The following is an 18723-nucleotide window of genomic DNA, read 5'->3' on the forward strand; positions in this document are numbered from 1 at the left end:
CAATGGGGACGTGACCGATTCAGCCCCCCGATCACACTCCGCCCGGCCGTCCGCCATCGCCTGGCCCACCGGAGTGTCGCGCCCCCGATTCGGCGTCTGGGCCCCGGTGTGGGGACCGTTCGCCACCCGCCACTATCCCGGCGATCCCTTCGACGCGTCGTGGGATCTCAACCGCCGCTATGTCATCGAAGCCGAACGCCTCGGGTTCGACGCCACTCTGGTGGCTCAGCACAACCTGAATCCCAACGGCGACGATCTCGACCACCTCGAGGCGTGGACCGGGGCCGCCGCGCTCGCCGCGGTCACCGAACGCATCGAGATCATCGCCGCCATCAAGCCCTATCTCTTCCACCCGGTTTTCCTGGCGAAGATGGCCTCACAGATCGCCGAGATCTCCGGCGGCCGGTTCGCGATCAACCTCGTGAACGCCTGGTACAAGCCGGAACTGGAACGGGCCGGGGTCGAGTTCGCAGACCACGACGAGCGTTACGCCTACGGAACGGAGTGGCTCTCGGTGGTTACCCGCCTGCTCGCGGGTGAGCGGGTTCGCCACGAGGGCAGGTACTTCCGCATCAGCGACTACGTCCTGCGGCCCGCGGACCCGGCACACACGCCCAGGGTCTACCTCGGCGGCGAGTCGGCACCGGCGCGGGACCTCGCCGCGTCGAGCGCCGACGCCTGGTTCATCAACGGCCAGCCGCTCGACGTCGTCGCGGGTCTCATCTCCGACGTGCGGGGCCGTCCGCGCGAGCGCCAGCCGCTCGACTTCGGCCTGTCGGCCTTCGTGATCGCCCGCGAGACCGAGGCGCAGGCGCTGGCCGAACTCGACCGCTTCTGGAAACTGACCGAGGCCGACGCCGCCGACCTGGCCAACCTGGTCGCCAATGCCGACCCGAAGGCCGTCATGTTCCACACCTTCGAGCGGTACCCGCACATCGGCACCAACGGCGGCACCGCCGCGGGTCTCGTCGGCAGCTACGACCAAGTGGCCCAACGCATCCTGGAGTTCGGTGACCTCGGCATCGAACTGTTCATGCTCCAGTTCCAGCCCGCGGAGACCGAGATGGCACGCTTTGCCCGTCACGTACTGCCGCGAGTGGCAGCCGCGATCGGCGCCTCGCCCGCCCGCTCACCGGAACTGGTGGCCGCGGCCACCGGCACCGCAACGGACGAGGTGTGAGATGACGTTGCAACTCGACCGAGTCCTGGACACCTCCGCCCCGGCACCGTCGTCGAATCCCGCCGTCGTCGATCCGGTGAGCCGGACCCGGCGCATCGCCGGCCGGCTGCGCCCCGGTGCGCGCACCGCACGGGCCGTCCGTCAGTCGGTGGGACTCGTACTGGTGATCGTGGTGTGGCAGCTGGGGGCTCGTGGATGGCTGGGGCCCACCACGCCTGCACCTACCGAAGTTGTCACCGCCGGTTGGGATCTCGTTCGCAGCGGGGAGATCTGGCAGCACCTCGCGGCGTCCACCCGGCGGGTGGGCATCGGGTTGGCGATCGGGATCACCATCGGCGTGGTGCTCGGCGCGGCGGCGGGCACCATCCGGATCGCCGAAGACCTCGTCAACGCCCCGATTCAGGTGCTGCGCATGATGCCGGCCGTGGCTCTCGTCCCGGTGTTCATCATCTGGTTCGGCATCGACGAGACGTTCAAGATCGCGCTCATCATCGTCGCACCGATCTTCCCGATGTACGTCAACGTGTTCGCCGGCATCCGCAACGTCGACCAGAAGCTGATCGAGGCCGCCCGGTCTCTCGACCTGACCCGAATCGAGATGTTGCGCTTCATCATCCTGCCCGGCGCGCTCCCCCAGACCCTGGTCGGTCTGCGACAGGCACTCGGTATCGGATGGCTGGTGCTCGTGGTCGCCGAGATGCAGACCACCACCGTCGGCCTCGGATTCATCATGAACGACGCCAAGGAGTATCTGCGCACCGATCAGATCTTCCTGGTGCTGGTCATCTACGCGATTCTCGGCCTGATCACCGACCTCGCCGTCCGCCTCCTCGAGCGCCATTTCCTCTCGTGGCGCAACGGATTCGAGGGTTCCTGATGACCCGGGTACTCAATCACGGTATCGAGATCAACAACAGCGTCGAGATCAGGCGCGCCGGGCGCAGCTTCGACGGCCGCGAGATCCTGCGCGACGTCGACCTGACCATCGCGCCCGGTGAATTCGTCGCACTTCTCGGCGCCAGCGGTTCCGGTAAGAGCACCCTGTTGCGCGCGATCGGCGGGCTCGACGACGGTTTCACCGGCGACATCCGCGCACCCGAGTCGAAGTCCATTGTCTTCCAGGAGCATCGGCTGGTGCCGTGGCTTCCGGTGTGGCGCAACGTCGCACTCGGGCTGCGCGGCCGGGACGCGAGGTCTGCGGCCGCCGATGCGCTCGCCGAGGTCGGTCTGCGTGACAAGGTCGACGCCTGGCCGTCCACCCTGTCCGGCGGTGAGTCCCAACGCGTCGCGCTCGCCCGCGCGCTGGTGCGTGAACCACGGGTGCTGCTGCTCGACGAACCGTTCGGTGCTCTCGACGCGCTGACCCGGGGCAACGCACAGCGCCTCGTCGAGCGGCTCTGGCAGCACCACCGTCCCGCGACGCTGCTCGTCACCCACGACGTCGAGGAGGCCGTCCTGCTCGCCGATCGTGCTCTCGTCCTGCGCGACCGTCACATCGCCGAGGACGTTCCGATCGACCTCCCCCGCCCGCGCTCGGTGGTCGACCCCGCTTTCGTCGCCCTCCGGCAGCAGCTGCTCTGCGCGCTCGGAGTCCAAGCACCCCAACCACATCGAGGAGCCAAGCCATGACCGCCACGGCCACAGACACGCTCACCCTGTCCACCGACGTCCTGGTCATCGGTGGTGGGCCGGCCGCCACCTGGGCGGCCATCAATGCCCGCGACAACGGCGCGGAGGTGGTGCTCGTCGACAAGGGCTACTGCGGAACCTCCGGGGCGACCGCACCGGCCGGCACCGGGGTCTGGTACGTGGCACCCGAGGCGCAGGCACGCGCGTCGGCGAAAGCGAGCAGGGAACGCCTGGGCGGGAATCTCGCCGACCATGATTGGATGGACCGCGTCCTGGATCAGACCTACGCCAACATGCACCGGCTGGGTACCGAGGGACGCTACCCGTTCCCGGTGAGCAAACGCACCGGGGAGGCCATCCGCACCGGGGTGCAGGGTCCGGAGTACATGCGCCGGATGCGGGCCTGGGTGCAGCGCCGTGGTGTCACGATCCTCGACCACTCCCCCGTCCTGCAACTCCTCACCGACCGCGACGGTCGGGTTGCCGGAGCCGCCGGACATCAACGACAGTCCGGCCGCGACTTCCGGATCTCCGCGCGCACAGTGGTTCTGGCGACCGGCGGCTGCGCGTTCCTGTCCCGCGCCCTCGGCACCAACGTCAACACCGGTGACGGTGCGTTGATGGCCGCCGAGGTGGGTGCCCACTTCTCCGGGATGGAGTTCGCGAACGCGTATGCGATCGTGCCGAAGGGCTCGACGGTGACCAAGACCGCCTACTACGGGTACGCCACCTTCTATCACGCCGACGGGCGGGTGGTCGACGGTGCCGGTTCCACCAAGGGCCGGTCGGTCATCGCTCGGACACTGCTCGACGAGCCGGTGTATGCCCAGTTGGACCGCGCCGACGACACCGTGGCCGCGCAGATGCGGCTCGGCCAGCCGAATTTCTTCCTGCAGTTCGATCGTCGCGGAATCAATCCGTTCACCGATCGCTTCGAGGTGGACCTGCTGGCCGAAGGCACCGTGCGCGGTACCGGCGGCATCGATCTCGTCGACTTCGATTGCGCCACCGTCGTTCCCGGCCTGTACGCAGCCGGCGACGCGGCGACCCGCGAACGCATCTGCGGTGGATTCACCGGTGGTGGCAGCCACAATTCGGCGTGGGCGATGTCGTCGGGCAGCTTCGCCGGCGCCGCCGCGGCTCGAGCCGCACTCCGGTCGTCGAGGCCGGCACTGGCCGACCTCCGAGGAGCCGGGACCGTCGCGCTCGCACCGGCCTCTGGCGGATGGCGCCCGGCCGAGGCACTCACGCAGGCCCAGTCGCACCTGATCCCATTCGAGAAGAACTATCTGCGGCACGGCGATCGGATGAGCAGCGCGCTCGCCGGACTCGATGATCTGTGGAACCAACTGTCCGCGAGCGACTTCGACGCACCAGATGCGGCCACCCGGTTGCGTGCGCGTGAGGTCGCCGCGATCACCGCGGTCGGACGGTGGATCTATTCGTCTGCCCTGTACCGCACCGAAACCCGCGGGATGAGCAAACGCGAGGACTTCCCGGGGCAGGACCCGGAGCAACGCGGCCATGTCCACACCGGTGGTCTCGACGACGTATGGGTACGACGGGCGCGGGCGCTGCCGCGGTCGCGGAAGTTCGACGCGGTCGGGGCCGTCGCATGATCGAACTCGTGTTGGCCGACGCCTGCATCGCGTGCGACAAGTGCGTGCTGGCTTGTCCCACCAACGTTTTCGACCAGGGTACCGATGGCATACCGGTCATCGCGCGACAGTCGGACTGCCAGACCTGCTTCATGTGCGAGGCCTACTGCCCCACCGACGCACTGTACGTGAGCCCTGATTCCGCCCCCGCCGACGAATCCTTCAGTCCACCGGAGCATCTCGTCGGCAGCTACCGCGAACGCCTCGGCTGGGGCAAGGGCCGCAGACCGGGCTCGCTCGTCGCCGTCGGGCCCGAGATCCCCCACGGTGATCCGCCACCACGCGTGCGCTGATCGTCTGACACCACCCACGTGATCGTAGAACCAGGACCACCACCCATGAAACGCTTTTCCCGCCTTGTGCTGTCCGCACTCCGCTTCTCCATGCTCATCGTCACGTTGGCCGCCCTGATGGGCATATCGGTGACCGCGTGCAGTGCAGGACAATCCGACAGCGCCGACCGCGACGTCATCGGCACCCTGCGGGTGGGTGTGATCGGGTCGGTCAATGTCATCAGCGGCCCGCTGGGCCTCGCGCACAGCCGAGGTGAGGTGCTGCGAGCCCTGAAGCCGCTCGGCGTCGACAAGATCGATGTGTACAACTTCCCCAACGGGCCGGACCTGAATCAGGCTCTGCTCGGCGGACGTCTCGACGTCGGGTTGTACGGCGACACCCCGGCACTCGTCGCCCGCGGCAGTGGACTGCAGACCCGGTTGCTGGCCATCTCGCAGTTCAACAACGACGCCGGTGTGGTCGTCAAGAATCCGTCGATCCGGACGCTGAAGGACCTGGCGGGCAAGAAGATCGGGGTCCCCAAGGGCTCCTACATCGACCGCTACCTGCAGGGTGCGCTGCAGCAGGCCGGGATCACCGCCCAGCTGATCCACCTGTATCCCGCCGATCAGGAGGCGCCGCTGAGCAGCGGTGAGATCGACGCCGCCGCGCTGCCCGGTGTGATCCCGTCCGTCGCGCTGCAGACGTTCCAGCGCAAGGGATACCGCCTCATCGACTCGGTGTACCGCAATCACCCCGACCTCGCCGGCACCAGCGCGGTGGCATCGGCGGCAGCGTTCCTGGACAAGCAGAAGGACTTCGGCGCCGCCTGGCAAAAGCTCCTCGCCGACTCGGTCACCTATGCCAAGGCGCATTGGGACGAGTACCTGGCCTTCGAGATCAAGAACTCCAAGGCCAACCCCGACGACATCCGCGCGGCCGCCAACCCCGACGGCTATGCCGCCGAACCCTTCCCGGCCGCCGGCGTCCGACTCCTGGAGGGAACCAAGAAGTTCCTGGTCTCCAGCGGAAGCATCAAGCAGGACTTCTCACTGGGCGACTGGGAGTACCGGACGTCCAACGCCTGATGCCCATTCCACCCGCTGGTTGAGCCGTGGCCGCAGCGCGTCGAAACCACCAGCAACCCAACCGTATTCGCAACCACCACACACCCCACCCCGTCAGTCGAGCATCCGCACCCCGTCATGTAATCGGGTCGCCACACCACCCGACAACGCGTCGTCGACCCGCACCCGGAACACCTCCGTGATGCGCGCGCGAGCCTCGTCGACGCCCATCCACTCGACCGCACTCGACTCGTCGGAAACACGAGTAGCACCACCGACCGGTTCACACCGATAGACCAGCGAGACCACCCCGCGAGCGACGTTCTTGTACACGCCGGTCAGATCTCCCACGCGCACAAGGACTCCGGTCTCCTCCTCGATCTCGCGTAGCACTCCGGCGGGGATCGACTCGGCCGGTTCGAGCACCCCACCGGGGATCTGCCACTCGCCGTTGTCTCGCCGTCGGATCAGCAGTATCCGTCCGGCGGCGTCGAGCACCACGCCGGCGACGCTGACGTAGTGCTGCGGCAGGGCCGGCGTCATGGGACGGGGCGGCCGGACTGCTGTGACCACAGCACCGGATCGTCGCGCAACAGCTTGGCACGCCCCTTCCGCCGGTAGCGGAAGATCTGGATGGCACCGATCCCCCACAGCAGATACTGCGCCGACATCGCCCACGTGAACGCGTCGGCCGTGTATCCGGCCACGCCGTCGGGCGTACGCCAGTCGAGGATCACCCCGATCATCGCGACCAGCGACAGGCTGGCGAAGAAGCCGCCCTGGTTGATGATGCCGGTGGCGCTGCTGACCCGGTCCACCGGATTCGACGTGCGGCCGTAGTCGAAGCCGATCATCGACGCCGGACCACCCATGCCGCAGACCATTACGAGGACCACGAGCACCCCGAAGGGCGGGTTGCCCGGCCAGGCAAGAACCAGCGTCCACATTCCGGCGATCAAGCCGACAACGCCGAGCACCAGAGTCGAACGATGCCACGGCCACCGTGTGATGAGGCCCGCGAACACCGGACCGAACGCGATGATGGAGAACACCATCAACGACAGCAACACGCCGGCGGCCGCGTCGCTCTGCCCGGCGCCCTGCACGAAGAACGGGAAACCCCAGAGCAATCCGAGCACCGTCGCACTGAACTGGGTCGAAAAGTGGGTCCAAAAGCCGAGTCTCGTGCCCGGATGCCCCCACGACGCCGACAGCGACGCCTTGATGCCGGCCAGCCCCAACAACGGGCCCGACGTGGTGCGCTTGTGCGGGGTGTCCCGGATGACGACGAGACTCACCACCAGCAATGCCGCACCGAGGACGGCGGTGGCGATGTAGGAGCGCGTCCAGCCCCATGCCGACAGCGCCCACGTCATCGGCGTCGCAGCGGCCACCGCACCCAACTGGCCCAGGACACCGGTCAGCTGGGTCATCAGCGGGATGCGCCGGACGGGGAACCAGGAGGTCACCAGTCGCAGGACGCAAACAAAGGTCATGGCGTCGCCGACGCCGACGAAGAACCGAGAGCCGAGCGCCCACATGTAGTTGTCGGCGAAGGCGAAGCTGAGCTGCGCGAGGGTGAGGATAAGGGTGCCGGTGAGCAACACCCGACGCGGCCCGAAACGGTCCACGAGGAGCCCGACGGGCACCTGCATCGCCGCGTAGACCAGCAGCTGTAGCACGACGAACGTGGACAGAGCCGACGCGCTGATGTGGAATCGTTCGGCCGCGAGTAGACCGGCGACGGCCATCGAGGAACGGTGCAGCACCGCCAGGAAGTAGACCGTCACGGCGACGATCCAGATCACCATCGGCCGTGCCGTCAGCGATCGTGCGACCCCAGACTGCGCGGTCACCGGACCGACCTCCTTCTCGTCGCCCCCGAATTGCGACCGCAAGCGGCCCCTCGCCGATGGATACCGTACGCCTGGATTCATGTGCCCTCGAAATCGAAACACGACACCGTCGGTGCACACAGCGAAACCCCCGTCCGGGATATCCCGGACGGGGGTTTCGTGTTGGTAGCGGGGACAGGATTTGAACCTGCGACCTCTGGGTTATGAGCCCAGCGAGCTACCGAGCTGCTCCACCCCGCGTTGGTGAACACAACGTTACACACACGTTCGGCCGCGGTGCAAATCGGTTCCGCAATCGCACCTGACCTGCGAAAACACGTGTGACCACGAACACGTTGGCTATCGCGCGTGTACGCCCATCAGCGCGGCGAGCTGCCGTGCCAGCGGGTTCAAGTCGAGTCGGTCCGGGTCCCTCTTCGGCGTGGTGTCCCAGGGCTGTGCGATCCGCGGATTCGCGTAGGGCGCGCGAGCCGCGCCGCGCACACTTGTGGGGTTTCCCTGCGGCACCGTGCACGCGGCCGCGGTGTTGAACGGGAAGTCGTCATATCGAAGATCGAAGGACGGATTGCGGCGGCGCATCTCGTCGATCATGCGCTGCGTGCTCTCGTACCCTCGGGTGCACGCGGGCGGATTGTTGGTCTCGAGCACCACACCGAAATGGATCTGTCCGTCTCCCGGCGCAGTGGCATGACTACTCGCCGACAACTGGCTGAGCATGGCGAAGGTCGGCGCGACGGCATACGAGGTCGGCGCGATCGTGCGAAGTGTCTCGCCGAGATCGTGCACCACCGCGGTCATGTCGCCGCCGTGACGGTCGATGAGCGCGGACAGCTGCGACGCCGAGGCCGTCCCGGTCGAGAGCAGTCTGCGCACATCGGGATCCGACGACGCGAGTTGCGCGGTGATGAGATCGAGCTTGCGCGACCAGGACAGGATCGCGTCGGACTGATCGGCCTGGGTAGCCAGCACGGACTCGGCATTCGAGAGCAGTGCGACGGTCTCCGAGATGTTGTCGACGCCGGCCCGCGACAGGTTGCTCAGTGACGTCACCAGCCGCGTCAGGTTCTCCCCCTGCCCGCTGAACGCGTTGCCCAGTTCGGTGACGACGGTGCGGAGATCCTCGACCGGGATCGAGTCGGCGAAGTCCAGGGCCGAGGACACCACGTCTTCGAGAGGCCGTGGGAGTTCGAACCTCTCGATGACCGACCCGTCGTGCAGGTAGGGACCCGACGTGGTGCTCGGCTGCAGGTCGACGAACTGTTCACCGATCGCGGATCGGTTGGCCACCACCGCCGTCGCGGAATCGGGGATCTGTGGTCCAACCGAGTCCAGCACCAGTTCCACGCTCACCCCCGACTTCGTGAGCCGCAGGGCGCCGACCCGGCCCGCCGGGACGCCGAGGTAGGTGACCTCGGCATTGGTGAAGATGCCACCTGAGTCGGCCATTGCGACGGTGACCGAGTACGCCCCGACGCCGACCATCTCATCGAGACGGACGTACCGAATCCCCGCATAGACGACGGCCAGCAATCCGACGACGATGACGACCGCGATCTGCCATCGTGCGAGCCGACTCAGTGGTGGCATAAGGACCCCGACCTCTTCTCCCTCCCACACCGGACACCGGTACGCGCGGAAAGTTACTCGGCAGTCAGGTATAGGGACAGGGGTTCGTGTCCAACCGAGCAGCAGGCGCAACCACCGCCATCGAGCACAGTCCGATAACAGAGTGGGAGCCACAATGACAGCGATCGAGAGTGATTTCCATCACAATGCGAGTAGACTCAGCGCTACCCCGATGATGAGGAGGCATCATGACCGCCCACCACATGCACCACCATCATGAGAGTCACGGCAACCACCCGATGAGCATTGTGGGTTTCATGCTCGTCCTCGGCGGTTTCGTCCTCGCCGCGCTGTGGTTGATCTCCATGGCCTCGGCGCACACCGGAACGGCAATCCTCTGCGGCCTGCTCATGGTCGCGGCGTTCACCGGCGCGGTCACCATTTTCACCTCGCTGATCCACCGCAATCACCACAGCCCGGTGGTGCCGGACAACACCCCCGACGAAGCCGAGCGCTACATGCGCAAGTACCGCGGCTGAGCCGCTACTCCCCACCGCCAACTGGGGCGTCCGGCCATGAGTTCCGTATGACGTTTGGCCCGGAATCCGGGCCAAACGTCATACAGGACTGAACTGGGTGCGTGTTCGGCGAAAGTGGTTGTGTCGCTGAGCCCTTCGTGGCGCTCGGCTGGCGTCTCGCGCACCTTAGGGGGCGTGTCAGCCGCCCTGCCCGGTCGCCTCGTACTGCGCCACAGCACGTTTCAGCTCCTCGAGCGCGGCACCGTAGGCCTGGAAGTCGCCGCTGGTCTGCGCCTGCTGCAGCTTCTGCAACGCCTGGTCGAGCGCCCGCACCGCGGAGTCGCGGGCAGCCGAGTTGGGCTGCTGGCCCTGCGGGGTCTGCGGTTGCGGTGTCGGCTGGGGCTGGCCGTTGTCGGTATCGGTGTCGGTCGGACCGCTCGGTACGCCGAGCGCGCCGGGATTGATCCCGACCTGCCGCAGCGCCTCGGCCGTCGTGTTGGCGTAGCCGATACTCGCCTGCCCGCCGGCCGGCTCGTAGCGGGTGATCACCCGGAACAAGCGCGGGAACGCCTCGGCCGCCTGGGCCTGTGCGTACATCGGCACCACATACAGGATCCCGTTGTCACCCACCGGCAAGGTCAGCAGGTTGCCGAAGGTCACCGTCGCGGTGGCCTGCAGATCACGCTGTGACTGGGCCACCCGCGGATCGGTCTTCATCGGGTTGAACGCCTGCACCGGACCCGAGCGCTGATTGTTGCCCGGCAACTCCTTCACGGTGATCTGACCGTAGTTGTCCGGGTCCGAGGACACCGTCACATAGGCACCGAGGATCGGTCGGTCGAGACGGTTGAGCACCGACGTCAACTGGAACGACGACTGTCCGTTCTCCGGGCTGGCCGCCACGAAGTAGTACGGCGGCTGATCCAGACCGCGCTGTGCCGCATCGGAATTGGTGGGGTCCGGCGGGACCGACCAACGATCGTTGCCCTGGAAGAACGTCTGCGGCGAATCGACGTGGTACTGGGTCAGCAGGTAGCGCTGGATCTTGAACAGATCCTCCGGATAGCGCACGTGCTCGCGCAGCGAGGTGTTCTTGTCGAAGTCGGCGCGGCTCTTGACCGTTCCCGGGAACACCTTCATCCAGGTCTTGAGAACCGGGTCCTGCGTGTCGAACTGGTAGAGCTCCACATCGCCGGTGTAGGCGTCCACGGTGGCCTTCACCGAGTTGCGGACGTAACCGACGGTCTTGTTCACCTGGCTGCGCCCGGTCTGTCCCGGGTTGAGGTCCTGAGCGTCGGCCGTCGCACTCTGCAACGACGTCGGCTGCGAGTACGGGTAGCTGTCAAGAGTGGTGTAGCCGTCCACGATCCACTTGATCGAACCGTCGGCCATCACCGCGGGGTATGTCTTGGAGTCGACGGTCAGCCACGGTGCCGCCTTCTTCACCCGGTCCCGCGGGTCGCGGTTGTAGAGGATACGCGAGGCGTTGGTGATCTCACTGGACAGGATGAAGTTGCGCTCGGTGAACTTCACCGCGTACAGGGCACGGGTGAACCAATTGCCCAGGCCCACACCGGCATCACCGGTGTAGGTGTAGCGGGCTCCGTCATCGTTACCGCCGTCGAACTCACGCGGCTGACCGTTGTCGGAGCCGACGATCGCGTAGTCGGGGTCGACCTTTGCGATGAGCTCGCCGAAGTAGATGCGCGGCTGCTTGACCTTGATCGGGGCCTCGCGCTGATGGTTCTCGTCGTTGACGTTGGTGGTGTCGGTGACGGTGTAGAGCGGATCGCCACCGCTGTCGATGTCGTTGTCGTCGGCGGCTTCCCGCACACGGTTGGCCGGCGCCGCGACGAACCCGTCGCCGTGGGTGAACACCAGATGCTTGTTGAGCCAGTTCTGCTGGTTGCCCTGGTACTGGCTCGGGTCGAGTTCGCGCACCGAGACGACGTAGTCGCGCAACTGCCCGTCCACCCGATAGCGGTCGACGGCCAGCTGGGTCGGGAAGCCGTAGAAGTTGCGACGCTGCTGCTGCTGACGGAAGGTCGGCGACACCACATTCGGGTCGAGGATGCGAATGTTGGACAGCGTGTTGGTGTCCGCGTTGACGGTCGCGGCATTCGCCGGCTGGGCAGTCCAGTCCCGCTCATAGGAGACGTGATCCGACCCGAGTCCGTAGGCTTGCCGCGTGGAGTCGAGCGCCCGCTCGATGTATTCCGATTCCTTCTGCGCCGCATTCGGTTTGACCGAGAATTGCTCCATCGCCAGCGGCCAGCCAACACCGATCAGCAACGCCGAGAACAACATCAGCACCGTGGCCAGGGCCGGGATACGCAGGTCGCGCAGGACCACGCCGGCGAAGAACGCCACCGCACAGATGATCGCGATGGACATCAAGATCAGCTTCGACGGCAGGACCGCGTTGATGTCGGTGTAGCCGGCACCCGGGAAAATATCCGCCTTACGGTCGCTGGTGAGCAGCGTGTATCGGTCGAACCAGTACGCAATCGCCTTGAGCAGCAGGAACGTTCCGGCCAAGACGGCCAGCTGGACCCGTGCCGCGGTGGTCAGCGATCCACCGCCGCCACCGAGCCGCAAACCCCCGAACAGATAGTGGGTCACCAGGTTCGCGATGAACGCGATGACGACCACCACGAAGAGCAGGTTCAGGATGAAGCGATAGAACGGGAGATCGAAGGCGTAGAACCCCATGTCCAGACCGAACTGCGGATCCTGGGTCCCGTAGTCGGTACCGTGCAGGAACATCTGGACCGTGGCCCACGACCCCTGGGCGACGAGACCGGCGAGCGCGCCGATGATCACCGCGGGCACGATCCCGAACCAACGCAACCGCCCCATGATCGCGGTGCGGTAGCGCGCGAGCGGATCGTTGGGGCCGGCGGTCGGCACGAACACCGGCCGTGACCGGTACGCGATCGCGATGGCGCCGAAGACGAGGCCGCCGACGAAGATCGTGGTGACCAGGAACAAGATGATCCGCGTCCAGGCGATGGTGGAGAACACCTGCGTGAACCCGATGTCGCGATACCAGAGCCAGTCGGTGATGATCGACACCAGCCGCGGCCCGACCAGCAACAGCACCAGGATGCCGACGCCGACCCCGATGGCGATCTTGCTCTTGCGTGACAGTGTCGGCATACCGGCCGGCCCGCGAACGCTCACCTGATCCACTCTCCAAAGTTCTCAATCCGGACATCGCGTCGTGTCAGGATTCCTCCGGCCGACTGCTGCCGAGCCTGTGTCGTGCCCACTGTACTGGCCGTTCGAACCGGCCCCGCCGACCCCATCCTGCCGTCCTGCCAACGACGTGACCGCCGGCCGGGTTCCCCGCGTCCCGTCACCCGCGAGGCAAGATGGCGGGGTGAGTTCTCCGCTGCACTCCCCCGACGCCCTCGGACGCGCGATGCGCGACGTGATCGGTCACGCCGACGACCAGGGCTGGGGACGCCGACCGGCCGTGTTCGGCCTGGTTCCCACCGCGGTGCTGGCTCAACTCCAGCCGGATCTCGTCGACGCCGACGACGCGTCGGAACTCAGTCCGGTCCAGCAGGAAGTCGCCGACCTCGACGAGTTCCTGGCGAGTGCCACCTGGCCCGACGCCGTCGTCGGTGTCGTGGTGACCACCGTGATCACCGTCGTACCACCCGCAGAGGGCGAGCCACCTGTCGCGCGGCGCGGCGTCGACGACGTGGCATCACACCCCGATGCCAAGGACGGGCGCCTGGCCGTCGGAGTGCTCCGTGACGGCGCACGGTTGGCCCTGCTGCAGATGCTCGGCTCCGAGGAGCAAGACCTGCTCACTCACCCCGATCTGGCCGCCGATCTCGTCGAGGCACTCGCGGCTACCTTCGAGCCCGACGACGCTTAGCGGTCAGCACTGCGCGACCGGGCGACCCTGCCCGAGCGCGTTGAGCGAGTCGACGGCCGACTGCAACGTGTCGACCTTCACGAGCTCGAGCCCGTCCGGCCGGTCCGAGGCGGCCTCGGTACAGTTGCCGTCGGGAACGAGGAAAACGGTGGCCCCGGCATCACGAGCCGCGCGCGTCTTGTGCGTGATCCCGCCGATGACGCCCACCTCACCGGTGTCGGAGATGGTACCGGTACCGGCGATGAACTTGCCATGGGTCAGTTCACCGGGGCTCAGCAGGTCGATCACGGCCAGCGACAACATCATTCCCGCCGACGGCCCGCCGATGTTGCCGACGTAGTAGGTGATCTTCAGGGCCGGATCGGCATTGACCACGCTGCCCTGCGCACCGATGTCGCCGGCATTCTGGTCGTCGGCGTCGCGACGCGGGGTCACCGTCACCGTCATCGGCGTGGTGCCGCGCACGATGTCGAGGGTCAGCGGTTGCCCCGGCTTGGCCTTGCTCACCGCGGTCGCGAACTCCTCGCTCGTCGACACCGGGGTGCCGGCCACGCGGATCACCTGATCACCGAGTTTCAGAACGTCCGACGACGGACCGCCACCGGTCAGCGAGCCGATCACCAGTTTCGTCGGCCGGTTCAGGAAGCGCAGAGCCGCCGCCGTCGCATCGTCCTCCGACCCGGTCATCTGCGCGACGTTCTCCTGCTGCACCTCCTCGGTGCTCTTGTCCGGGTCGTAGACGCGGTCGCGCGGCTGCAGCTGGTACTCACCGGACACCCACATCCCCATCGCCTCGAAGAGGCTGAGGTTGTCGGTCACCGACACGGTGGTCAGGTTCAGGTTCCCGGAGGTCTTGTCGGTCGGCACACCCTGGATGGAGACGATCGGACGTTCCTCGACCTTGCCGTCGGGTTCGCGCACCTTGGCGGTTCCCAGCGTGTTGAGGGTCGGCCCCGGCCCGAGGGCGACATAGGGCACCGGGACCCGGGTCCCGAGGAGCAGAAGCACCACGAGAACCACCGCGGTGACGGCGACCGTGGCGATCCGGCGATACCGTGCCTGCAGCATCATTCCGCACACCTTAATCGCCCGGATCGACGTGCCGTCGTGCGGCGTTGGCGAGAACGCGGTGCGTATTGAGCGCACTACGCTCAACGCGAACATCAGCGGGGTCTTGGAAGCCGTTTTGAACGGTAACGTGGAACCCATGACTGACCTGCCCTTCGGCTTCTCCGCGTCCGGTGACGACGACGATCGTCGTAAAGACCCCGACGGCAAGGGCGGCGGCGAGGGCGGGGGCAAGGGTGGTGGCGAACAGAAGCCCGGTACCGGCGACAATCCGTTCGGATTCCCGTTCGGCCAAGCAGGTTCCGGCGGGTTCGACCCCTCCTCCTTTGATCCGTCCGCGTTCGATCCTTCTGCCATGGACCCGGCCGCACTCGGCCAGATGTTCTCCCAACTCGGCAGCATGCTGAGCGGAATGGGCACCGGCGTCACCGGCGGAGCGGGTCAGGGCCCGGTCAACTTTCAGGTGGCCACCAATCTGGCACGCCAGCAGATCGGTTCGTTCACACCGGTTCTCGCCAAGGAGACCAACGCCGTCGCCGACGCGGTGCGACTCGCCGAGGTGTGGCTCGACGATTCGACGACCCTGCCCAGCGGGGTCGGCCGGTCGGTCGCGTGGACTCCGGTGCAATGGCTCGAGGAGACCCTGCCGACCTGGAAGGGGCTGTGCAATCCAGTCGCCGAACAACTCGCGCGGACCTGGCAGGACAATCTGCCCGCCGAGGCCGCCCAGTTCGCCGGGCCGATGATGGGCATGCTGACCCAGATGAGCGGGATGGCCTTCGGCACCCAGCTGGGTCAGGGTCTCGGCCAGCTCGCCAAGGAGGTGCTCACCTCCACCGACATCGGTCTGCCGCTGGCCCCCGAGGGCGTGGCCGTGCTGCTGCCCGAGGCCATCGCGAAGTTCGCCGAAGGGCTCGAACAGCCCGCCCAGGAGATCATCGTGTTCCTCGCCGCCCGCGAGGCCGCACACGTCCGGTTGTTCACCCACGTCGGCTGGCTGCGGCAGCGCCTGCTGTCGACGGTGGAGGAGTACGCCCGCGGTATCAGCGTCGACTTCAGCGGGATCACCGACGCCACCGCCAACATCGATCCCACCGAACTGTTCTCCAATCCGGCCAAGCTCGAGGAACTGATCAGCTCGTCGGCCTCCTTCGAGCCGACGACCACACCCGAGCAGAAGGCGGCACTCAACCGGCTAGAAACGTTGCTCGCGCTGATCGAGGGGTGGGTTGAGCAGGTCGTCGGACAGGCCCTCGGTGACCGTATCCCCAGCACCGGCGCACTCACCGAGACGATGCGCCGCCGGCGTGCGTCCGGCGGCCCGGCCGAGCAGACCTTCGCCACCCTGGTCGGGCTGGAACTGCGGCCCCGCAAGGTACGCGAGGCGTCGGATCTGTGGCGCAAACTCTTCGAGGCCGCCGAGAAGTCCGGCACATCAGGCATCACCGTGCGTGACGGGGTGTGGGCACATCCGGACCTGATGCCCGACGCCGACGACCTCGACAACCCGGCAGGTTTCATCGACCGCGTGATCGGCGGTGGCGACGAATCCCTCGCCGACGCGATCGCCGAACTCGAGAAATCCCTGGCCGACGAGGCGGGCGACACCACCGACACCACCGATTCCGACAACCCGGACGATCCACCGACACGACCCTGACCGGTCCGCCTGTGGATAACCCGGCCCGCGGGCCGGTGTGTGCCGCGCAACCCTGGCAGAGTCTGCTCATGGTGACGCGCCGTCCCCCGTATCCGATGATCCAGCCCGGCACACCGATCCTGGTGCGGCCCAGTAATCGGGTGCATGTGGGGACCGACCCGGCGTGCAGTCTGATCATCGACGTCGACGATCCGGTATCGGCGTCCGGCGTCGCCGACCTCCTGCGGTCGATGCAGCAACCGTGCCGGCCGGAGGACCTCGTGTTGCGGGCCCGCGCCGCCGGACTCAGCACCGCCGACCTCGACGCGATCCTGCACGAGCTCATCGACGCCGGCAAAGCGGTGACCACCGAGCCGCGCAGCGCCTCCCCGCTGCGGGTACGCATCCACGGCCAGGGGCCGCTGGCCGACCTGATCGGCGCCCTGCTGTCTGACACCGGGATCGCCACCCGCCACACCACGCGCCGTCCCGCGACCGGGGCCATCGAATCCTGGGACGCGAATCTCGTTGTCCTGACCGACTTCCTGGTGCACGACCCGAGTGTGGTCAGCACTCTCAACCGCCTGCGACTGCCCCATCTGCAGGTCCGGGTCCGTGATGGCATCGGCATCGTCGGCCCGCTGGTCCTGCCGGGTATGTCGAGCTGCCTCCGGTGCGCCGATCATCACCGCACCACCATGGACCCGGATTGGCCGCTGCTGGCCGCGCAGCTCGTCCGCCGGCCCGGCTACGGCAGCTCGGCCACGATCCGGGCGACCGCCGCACTCGCCCACGCGCAGATCGAGCAGCTCGCGTCGGCGCTGCTGGCCGCCGGCCACGAATCATCCAGCCACCCGCGGCCCCGGCTGCTCGACCACGTCCTGGAATTCCGTCCGGGTACCGGCAGACTGGAGACCACGTACTGGCCGCCGCATCCACTGTGTGAATGTCGCCCGACCACTGAACGTGAGGATCCGTCATATATTGTTGACGCGGAAAGGATGCTATGACCGACATCACCCGGGGGCAGGGTCGGCGCAACGCGAAGCTGGCGTCTCTCCCCATAGGAATGGCCGGCCGCGCTGCCGCAGGCTTCGGCAAGCGCATGGTCGGCAAGGACAAAGACCAAGTCAATCAGGAGTTGCTGGAGAAGTCGGCCGAGCAGTTGTTCTCGGTTCTCGGTGAACTCAAGGGCGGGGCCATGAAGGTCGGCCAGGCGATGTCCATCATGGAGGCCGCCATCCCCGACGAGTTCGGGGAACCGTTCCGCGAGGCGCTCACCAAGCTGCAGGCCGAGGCACCGCCGATGGGCGCCGACAAGGTCCACAAGGTGCTCGATCAACAACTCGGCACCCGCTGGCGAGAACGCTTCCAGGAGTTCTCCGACGTCCCGGCGGCATCCGCGAGTATCGGGCAAGTGCACAAGGGCGTGTGGTCCGACGGGCGCTCGGTTGCGGTGAAGGTGCAGTACCCGGGTGCCGATCACGCACTCAAGGCCGATCTCAAGACGCTGTCGCGGATGTCGGGTCTGCTGCAGAAGCTCTCTCCCGGAACCGATGTCAAGTCGATGATGGACGAGCTGATCGACCGGACCGAGGCCGAGCTCGACTATCTCGGCGAGGCCGAGAATCAGCGGACCTTCGCCAAGGGCTTCGACGGCGACCCGTCCTTCCAGATCCCCAAGGTGGTGGCAAGCGCTCCCAAGGTCGTCGTCTCCGAATGGGTCGACGGGATCCCGCTGTCGAAGATCATCACCACCGGCGATCAAGCCACCCGTGACGACGCCGCCGCGAAAATGGCTGAGTTCGAGGTCAGTTCGCCGTTCCGCGTCGGACTGCTCCACGGCGATCCGCACCCCGGCAACTTCTTCATCGCGGATGACGGACGCTTCGGCGTACTCGACTTCGGCGCGGTGGGCCACTATCCGGACGGTCTGCCGCCGGAGACCGGACCGATCCTGCGACTCGCGCGGGACAAGAAGTACGCCGAGCTCAAAGAGCTCATGGTGGAAACCGAGTTCATCCGCGCCTCCCACGCGCACAAGGTGGAGGCCGCCGACATCGAGGCATACCTCAAGCCCTATGTCGACCCGCTCTACTCCGAGTCCTTCCACTTCACCCGCAAGTGGATGCAGCGGGCCGCGGGCAAGGCGACCGATGTGCGCGGTGACGTGTACAAGACGTCACGAAACCTGAACGTGCCCAAGCGTTTCGTGATGGTGTTCCGGGTCCTCGGCGGCTGTGTCGGGATCGCCGCACAGCTCGAGGCCAACGCGCCCTACCGGGCCATCATGGAGAAGTGGGTTCCGGGTCTGGCCGACTGACCGACACGACGAACGGGCTGCCGCGAGGACAACTCTCGTGGCAGCCCGACTCGTCGA

At 66.8% G+C, this 18723-nt stretch carries 16 protein-coding genes and 1 tRNA gene; 11 read left to right on the top strand and 6 right to left on the bottom strand.

Translation table 11 applies throughout. The features are described from left to right. Window positions 1-10: 10 nt before the first annotated feature. The 6 genes from GBRO_RS17300 to GBRO_RS17325 are packed head-to-tail and all read left to right on the top strand — an operon-like array spanning window position 11 to window position 5828. Window positions 11-1180: an LLM class flavin-dependent oxidoreductase gene (locus GBRO_RS17300; RefSeq protein ID WP_012835184.1), complete on the top strand. Its 1170-nt coding sequence runs from the start codon at window positions 11-13 to the stop codon at window positions 1178-1180. 1 nt (window position 1181) lies between these two features. Then, window positions 1182-2057 (top strand): ABC transporter permease, encoded by an 876-nt coding sequence (locus GBRO_RS17305; RefSeq protein WP_012835185.1) that lies wholly within the window; start codon window positions 1182-1184, stop codon window positions 2055-2057. Next, the gene (locus GBRO_RS17310; RefSeq protein WP_012835186.1) at window positions 2057-2809 is read left to right on the top strand and encodes an ABC transporter ATP-binding protein; all 753 of its coding nucleotides are present in this window, start codon (window positions 2057-2059) and stop codon (window positions 2807-2809) included. Before GBRO_RS17305 ends, GBRO_RS17310 begins: the two co-directional genes overlap by 1 nt. Beyond that, window positions 2806-4428 (top strand): FAD-dependent oxidoreductase, encoded by a 1623-nt coding sequence (locus GBRO_RS17315; RefSeq protein WP_012835187.1) that lies wholly within the window; start codon window positions 2806-2808, stop codon window positions 4426-4428. Before GBRO_RS17310 ends, GBRO_RS17315 begins: the two co-directional genes overlap by 4 nt. After that, on the top strand, window positions 4425-4760 hold the full coding sequence (locus GBRO_RS17320) for a 4Fe-4S dicluster domain-containing protein (protein ID WP_012835188.1): 336 nt from the start codon (window positions 4425-4427) through the stop codon (window positions 4758-4760). Before GBRO_RS17315 ends, GBRO_RS17320 begins: the two co-directional genes overlap by 4 nt. Window positions 4761-4805: 45 nt before the next feature. Continuing rightward, window positions 4806-5828, top strand: coding sequence for an ABC transporter substrate-binding protein (locus GBRO_RS17325; RefSeq protein ID WP_012835189.1), 1023 nt, complete (start codon window positions 4806-4808; stop codon window positions 5826-5828). A gap of 93 nt (window positions 5829-5921) precedes the next feature. Here the strand turns inward: GBRO_RS17325 and GBRO_RS17330 are convergent, their stop codons facing one another. The 4 genes from GBRO_RS17330 to GBRO_RS17345 form a co-directional block, all read right to left on the bottom strand. Continuing rightward, window positions 5922-6350 carry an NUDIX hydrolase gene (locus tag GBRO_RS17330; protein WP_012835190.1) on the bottom strand — a complete coding sequence of 143 codons (429 nt, stop codon included), beginning with the start codon at window positions 6348-6350 and terminating at the stop codon, window positions 5922-5924. Beyond that, window positions 6347-7618 carry an MFS transporter gene (locus GBRO_RS17335; protein WP_052298429.1) on the bottom strand — a complete coding sequence of 424 codons (1272 nt, stop codon included), beginning with the start codon at window positions 7616-7618 and terminating at the stop codon, window positions 6347-6349. Before GBRO_RS17335 ends, GBRO_RS17330 begins: the two co-directional genes overlap by 4 nt. Window positions 7619-7826: 208 nt before the next feature. Then, window positions 7827-7903, bottom strand: a tRNA-Met gene (locus tag GBRO_RS17340). 99 nt (window positions 7904-8002) lie between these two features. Then, window positions 8003-9250 (bottom strand): MCE family protein, encoded by a 1248-nt coding sequence (locus tag GBRO_RS17345; protein ID WP_012835192.1) that lies wholly within the window; start codon window positions 9248-9250, stop codon window positions 8003-8005. A gap of 227 nt (window positions 9251-9477) precedes the next feature. On the opposite strand from GBRO_RS17345, the gene GBRO_RS17350 reads away from it, so the two are divergent. Beyond that, window positions 9478-9768 (top strand): hypothetical protein, encoded by a 291-nt coding sequence (locus GBRO_RS17350; protein ID WP_012835193.1) that lies wholly within the window; start codon window positions 9478-9480, stop codon window positions 9766-9768. 177 nt (window positions 9769-9945) lie between these two features. Here GBRO_RS17350 and GBRO_RS17355 read toward each other — a convergent pair whose 3' ends face one another. After that, a complete protein-coding gene (locus GBRO_RS17355; protein WP_012835194.1) occupies window positions 9946-12930 on the bottom strand; it encodes a UPF0182 family protein in 2985 nt (994 codons plus the stop codon). A gap of 199 nt (window positions 12931-13129) precedes the next feature. Between GBRO_RS17355 and GBRO_RS17360 the strand changes: the two genes are divergently transcribed. Next, window positions 13130-13636, top strand: coding sequence for a PPA1309 family protein (locus GBRO_RS17360; RefSeq protein WP_041919961.1), 507 nt, complete (start codon window positions 13130-13132; stop codon window positions 13634-13636). Between the two features lie 3 nt (window positions 13637-13639). Here GBRO_RS17360 and GBRO_RS17365 read toward each other — a convergent pair whose 3' ends face one another. Next, window positions 13640-14707, bottom strand: a complete 1068-nt coding sequence (locus GBRO_RS17365; protein ID WP_012835196.1) for a YlbL family protein — start codon at window positions 14705-14707, stop codon at window positions 13640-13642. A 136-nt stretch (window positions 14708-14843) separates the two neighbouring features. Between GBRO_RS17365 and GBRO_RS17370 the strand changes: the two genes are divergently transcribed. The 3 genes from GBRO_RS17370 (at window position 14844) to GBRO_RS17380 (ending at window position 18666) form a co-directional block, all read left to right on the top strand. After that, a complete protein-coding gene (locus tag GBRO_RS17370) occupies window positions 14844-16364 on the top strand; it encodes a zinc-dependent metalloprotease (RefSeq protein WP_012835197.1) in 1521 nt (506 codons plus the stop codon). A gap of 68 nt (window positions 16365-16432) precedes the next feature. Beyond that, window positions 16433-17353: a TOMM precursor leader peptide-binding protein gene (locus GBRO_RS17375; RefSeq protein WP_012835198.1), complete on the top strand. Its 921-nt coding sequence runs from the start codon at window positions 16433-16435 to the stop codon at window positions 17351-17353. Next, window positions 17350-18666 (top strand): ABC1 kinase family protein, encoded by a 1317-nt coding sequence (locus tag GBRO_RS17380; RefSeq protein ID WP_012835199.1) that lies wholly within the window; start codon window positions 17350-17352, stop codon window positions 18664-18666. The genes GBRO_RS17375 and GBRO_RS17380 overlap by 4 nt, the downstream gene beginning before the upstream one ends. Window positions 18667-18723 lie beyond the last annotated feature (57 nt).

The organism is Gordonia bronchialis DSM 43247 (assembly GCF_000024785.1).
GTDB classification, from domain to species: domain Bacteria; phylum Actinomycetota; class Actinomycetes; order Mycobacteriales; family Mycobacteriaceae; genus Gordonia; species Gordonia bronchialis.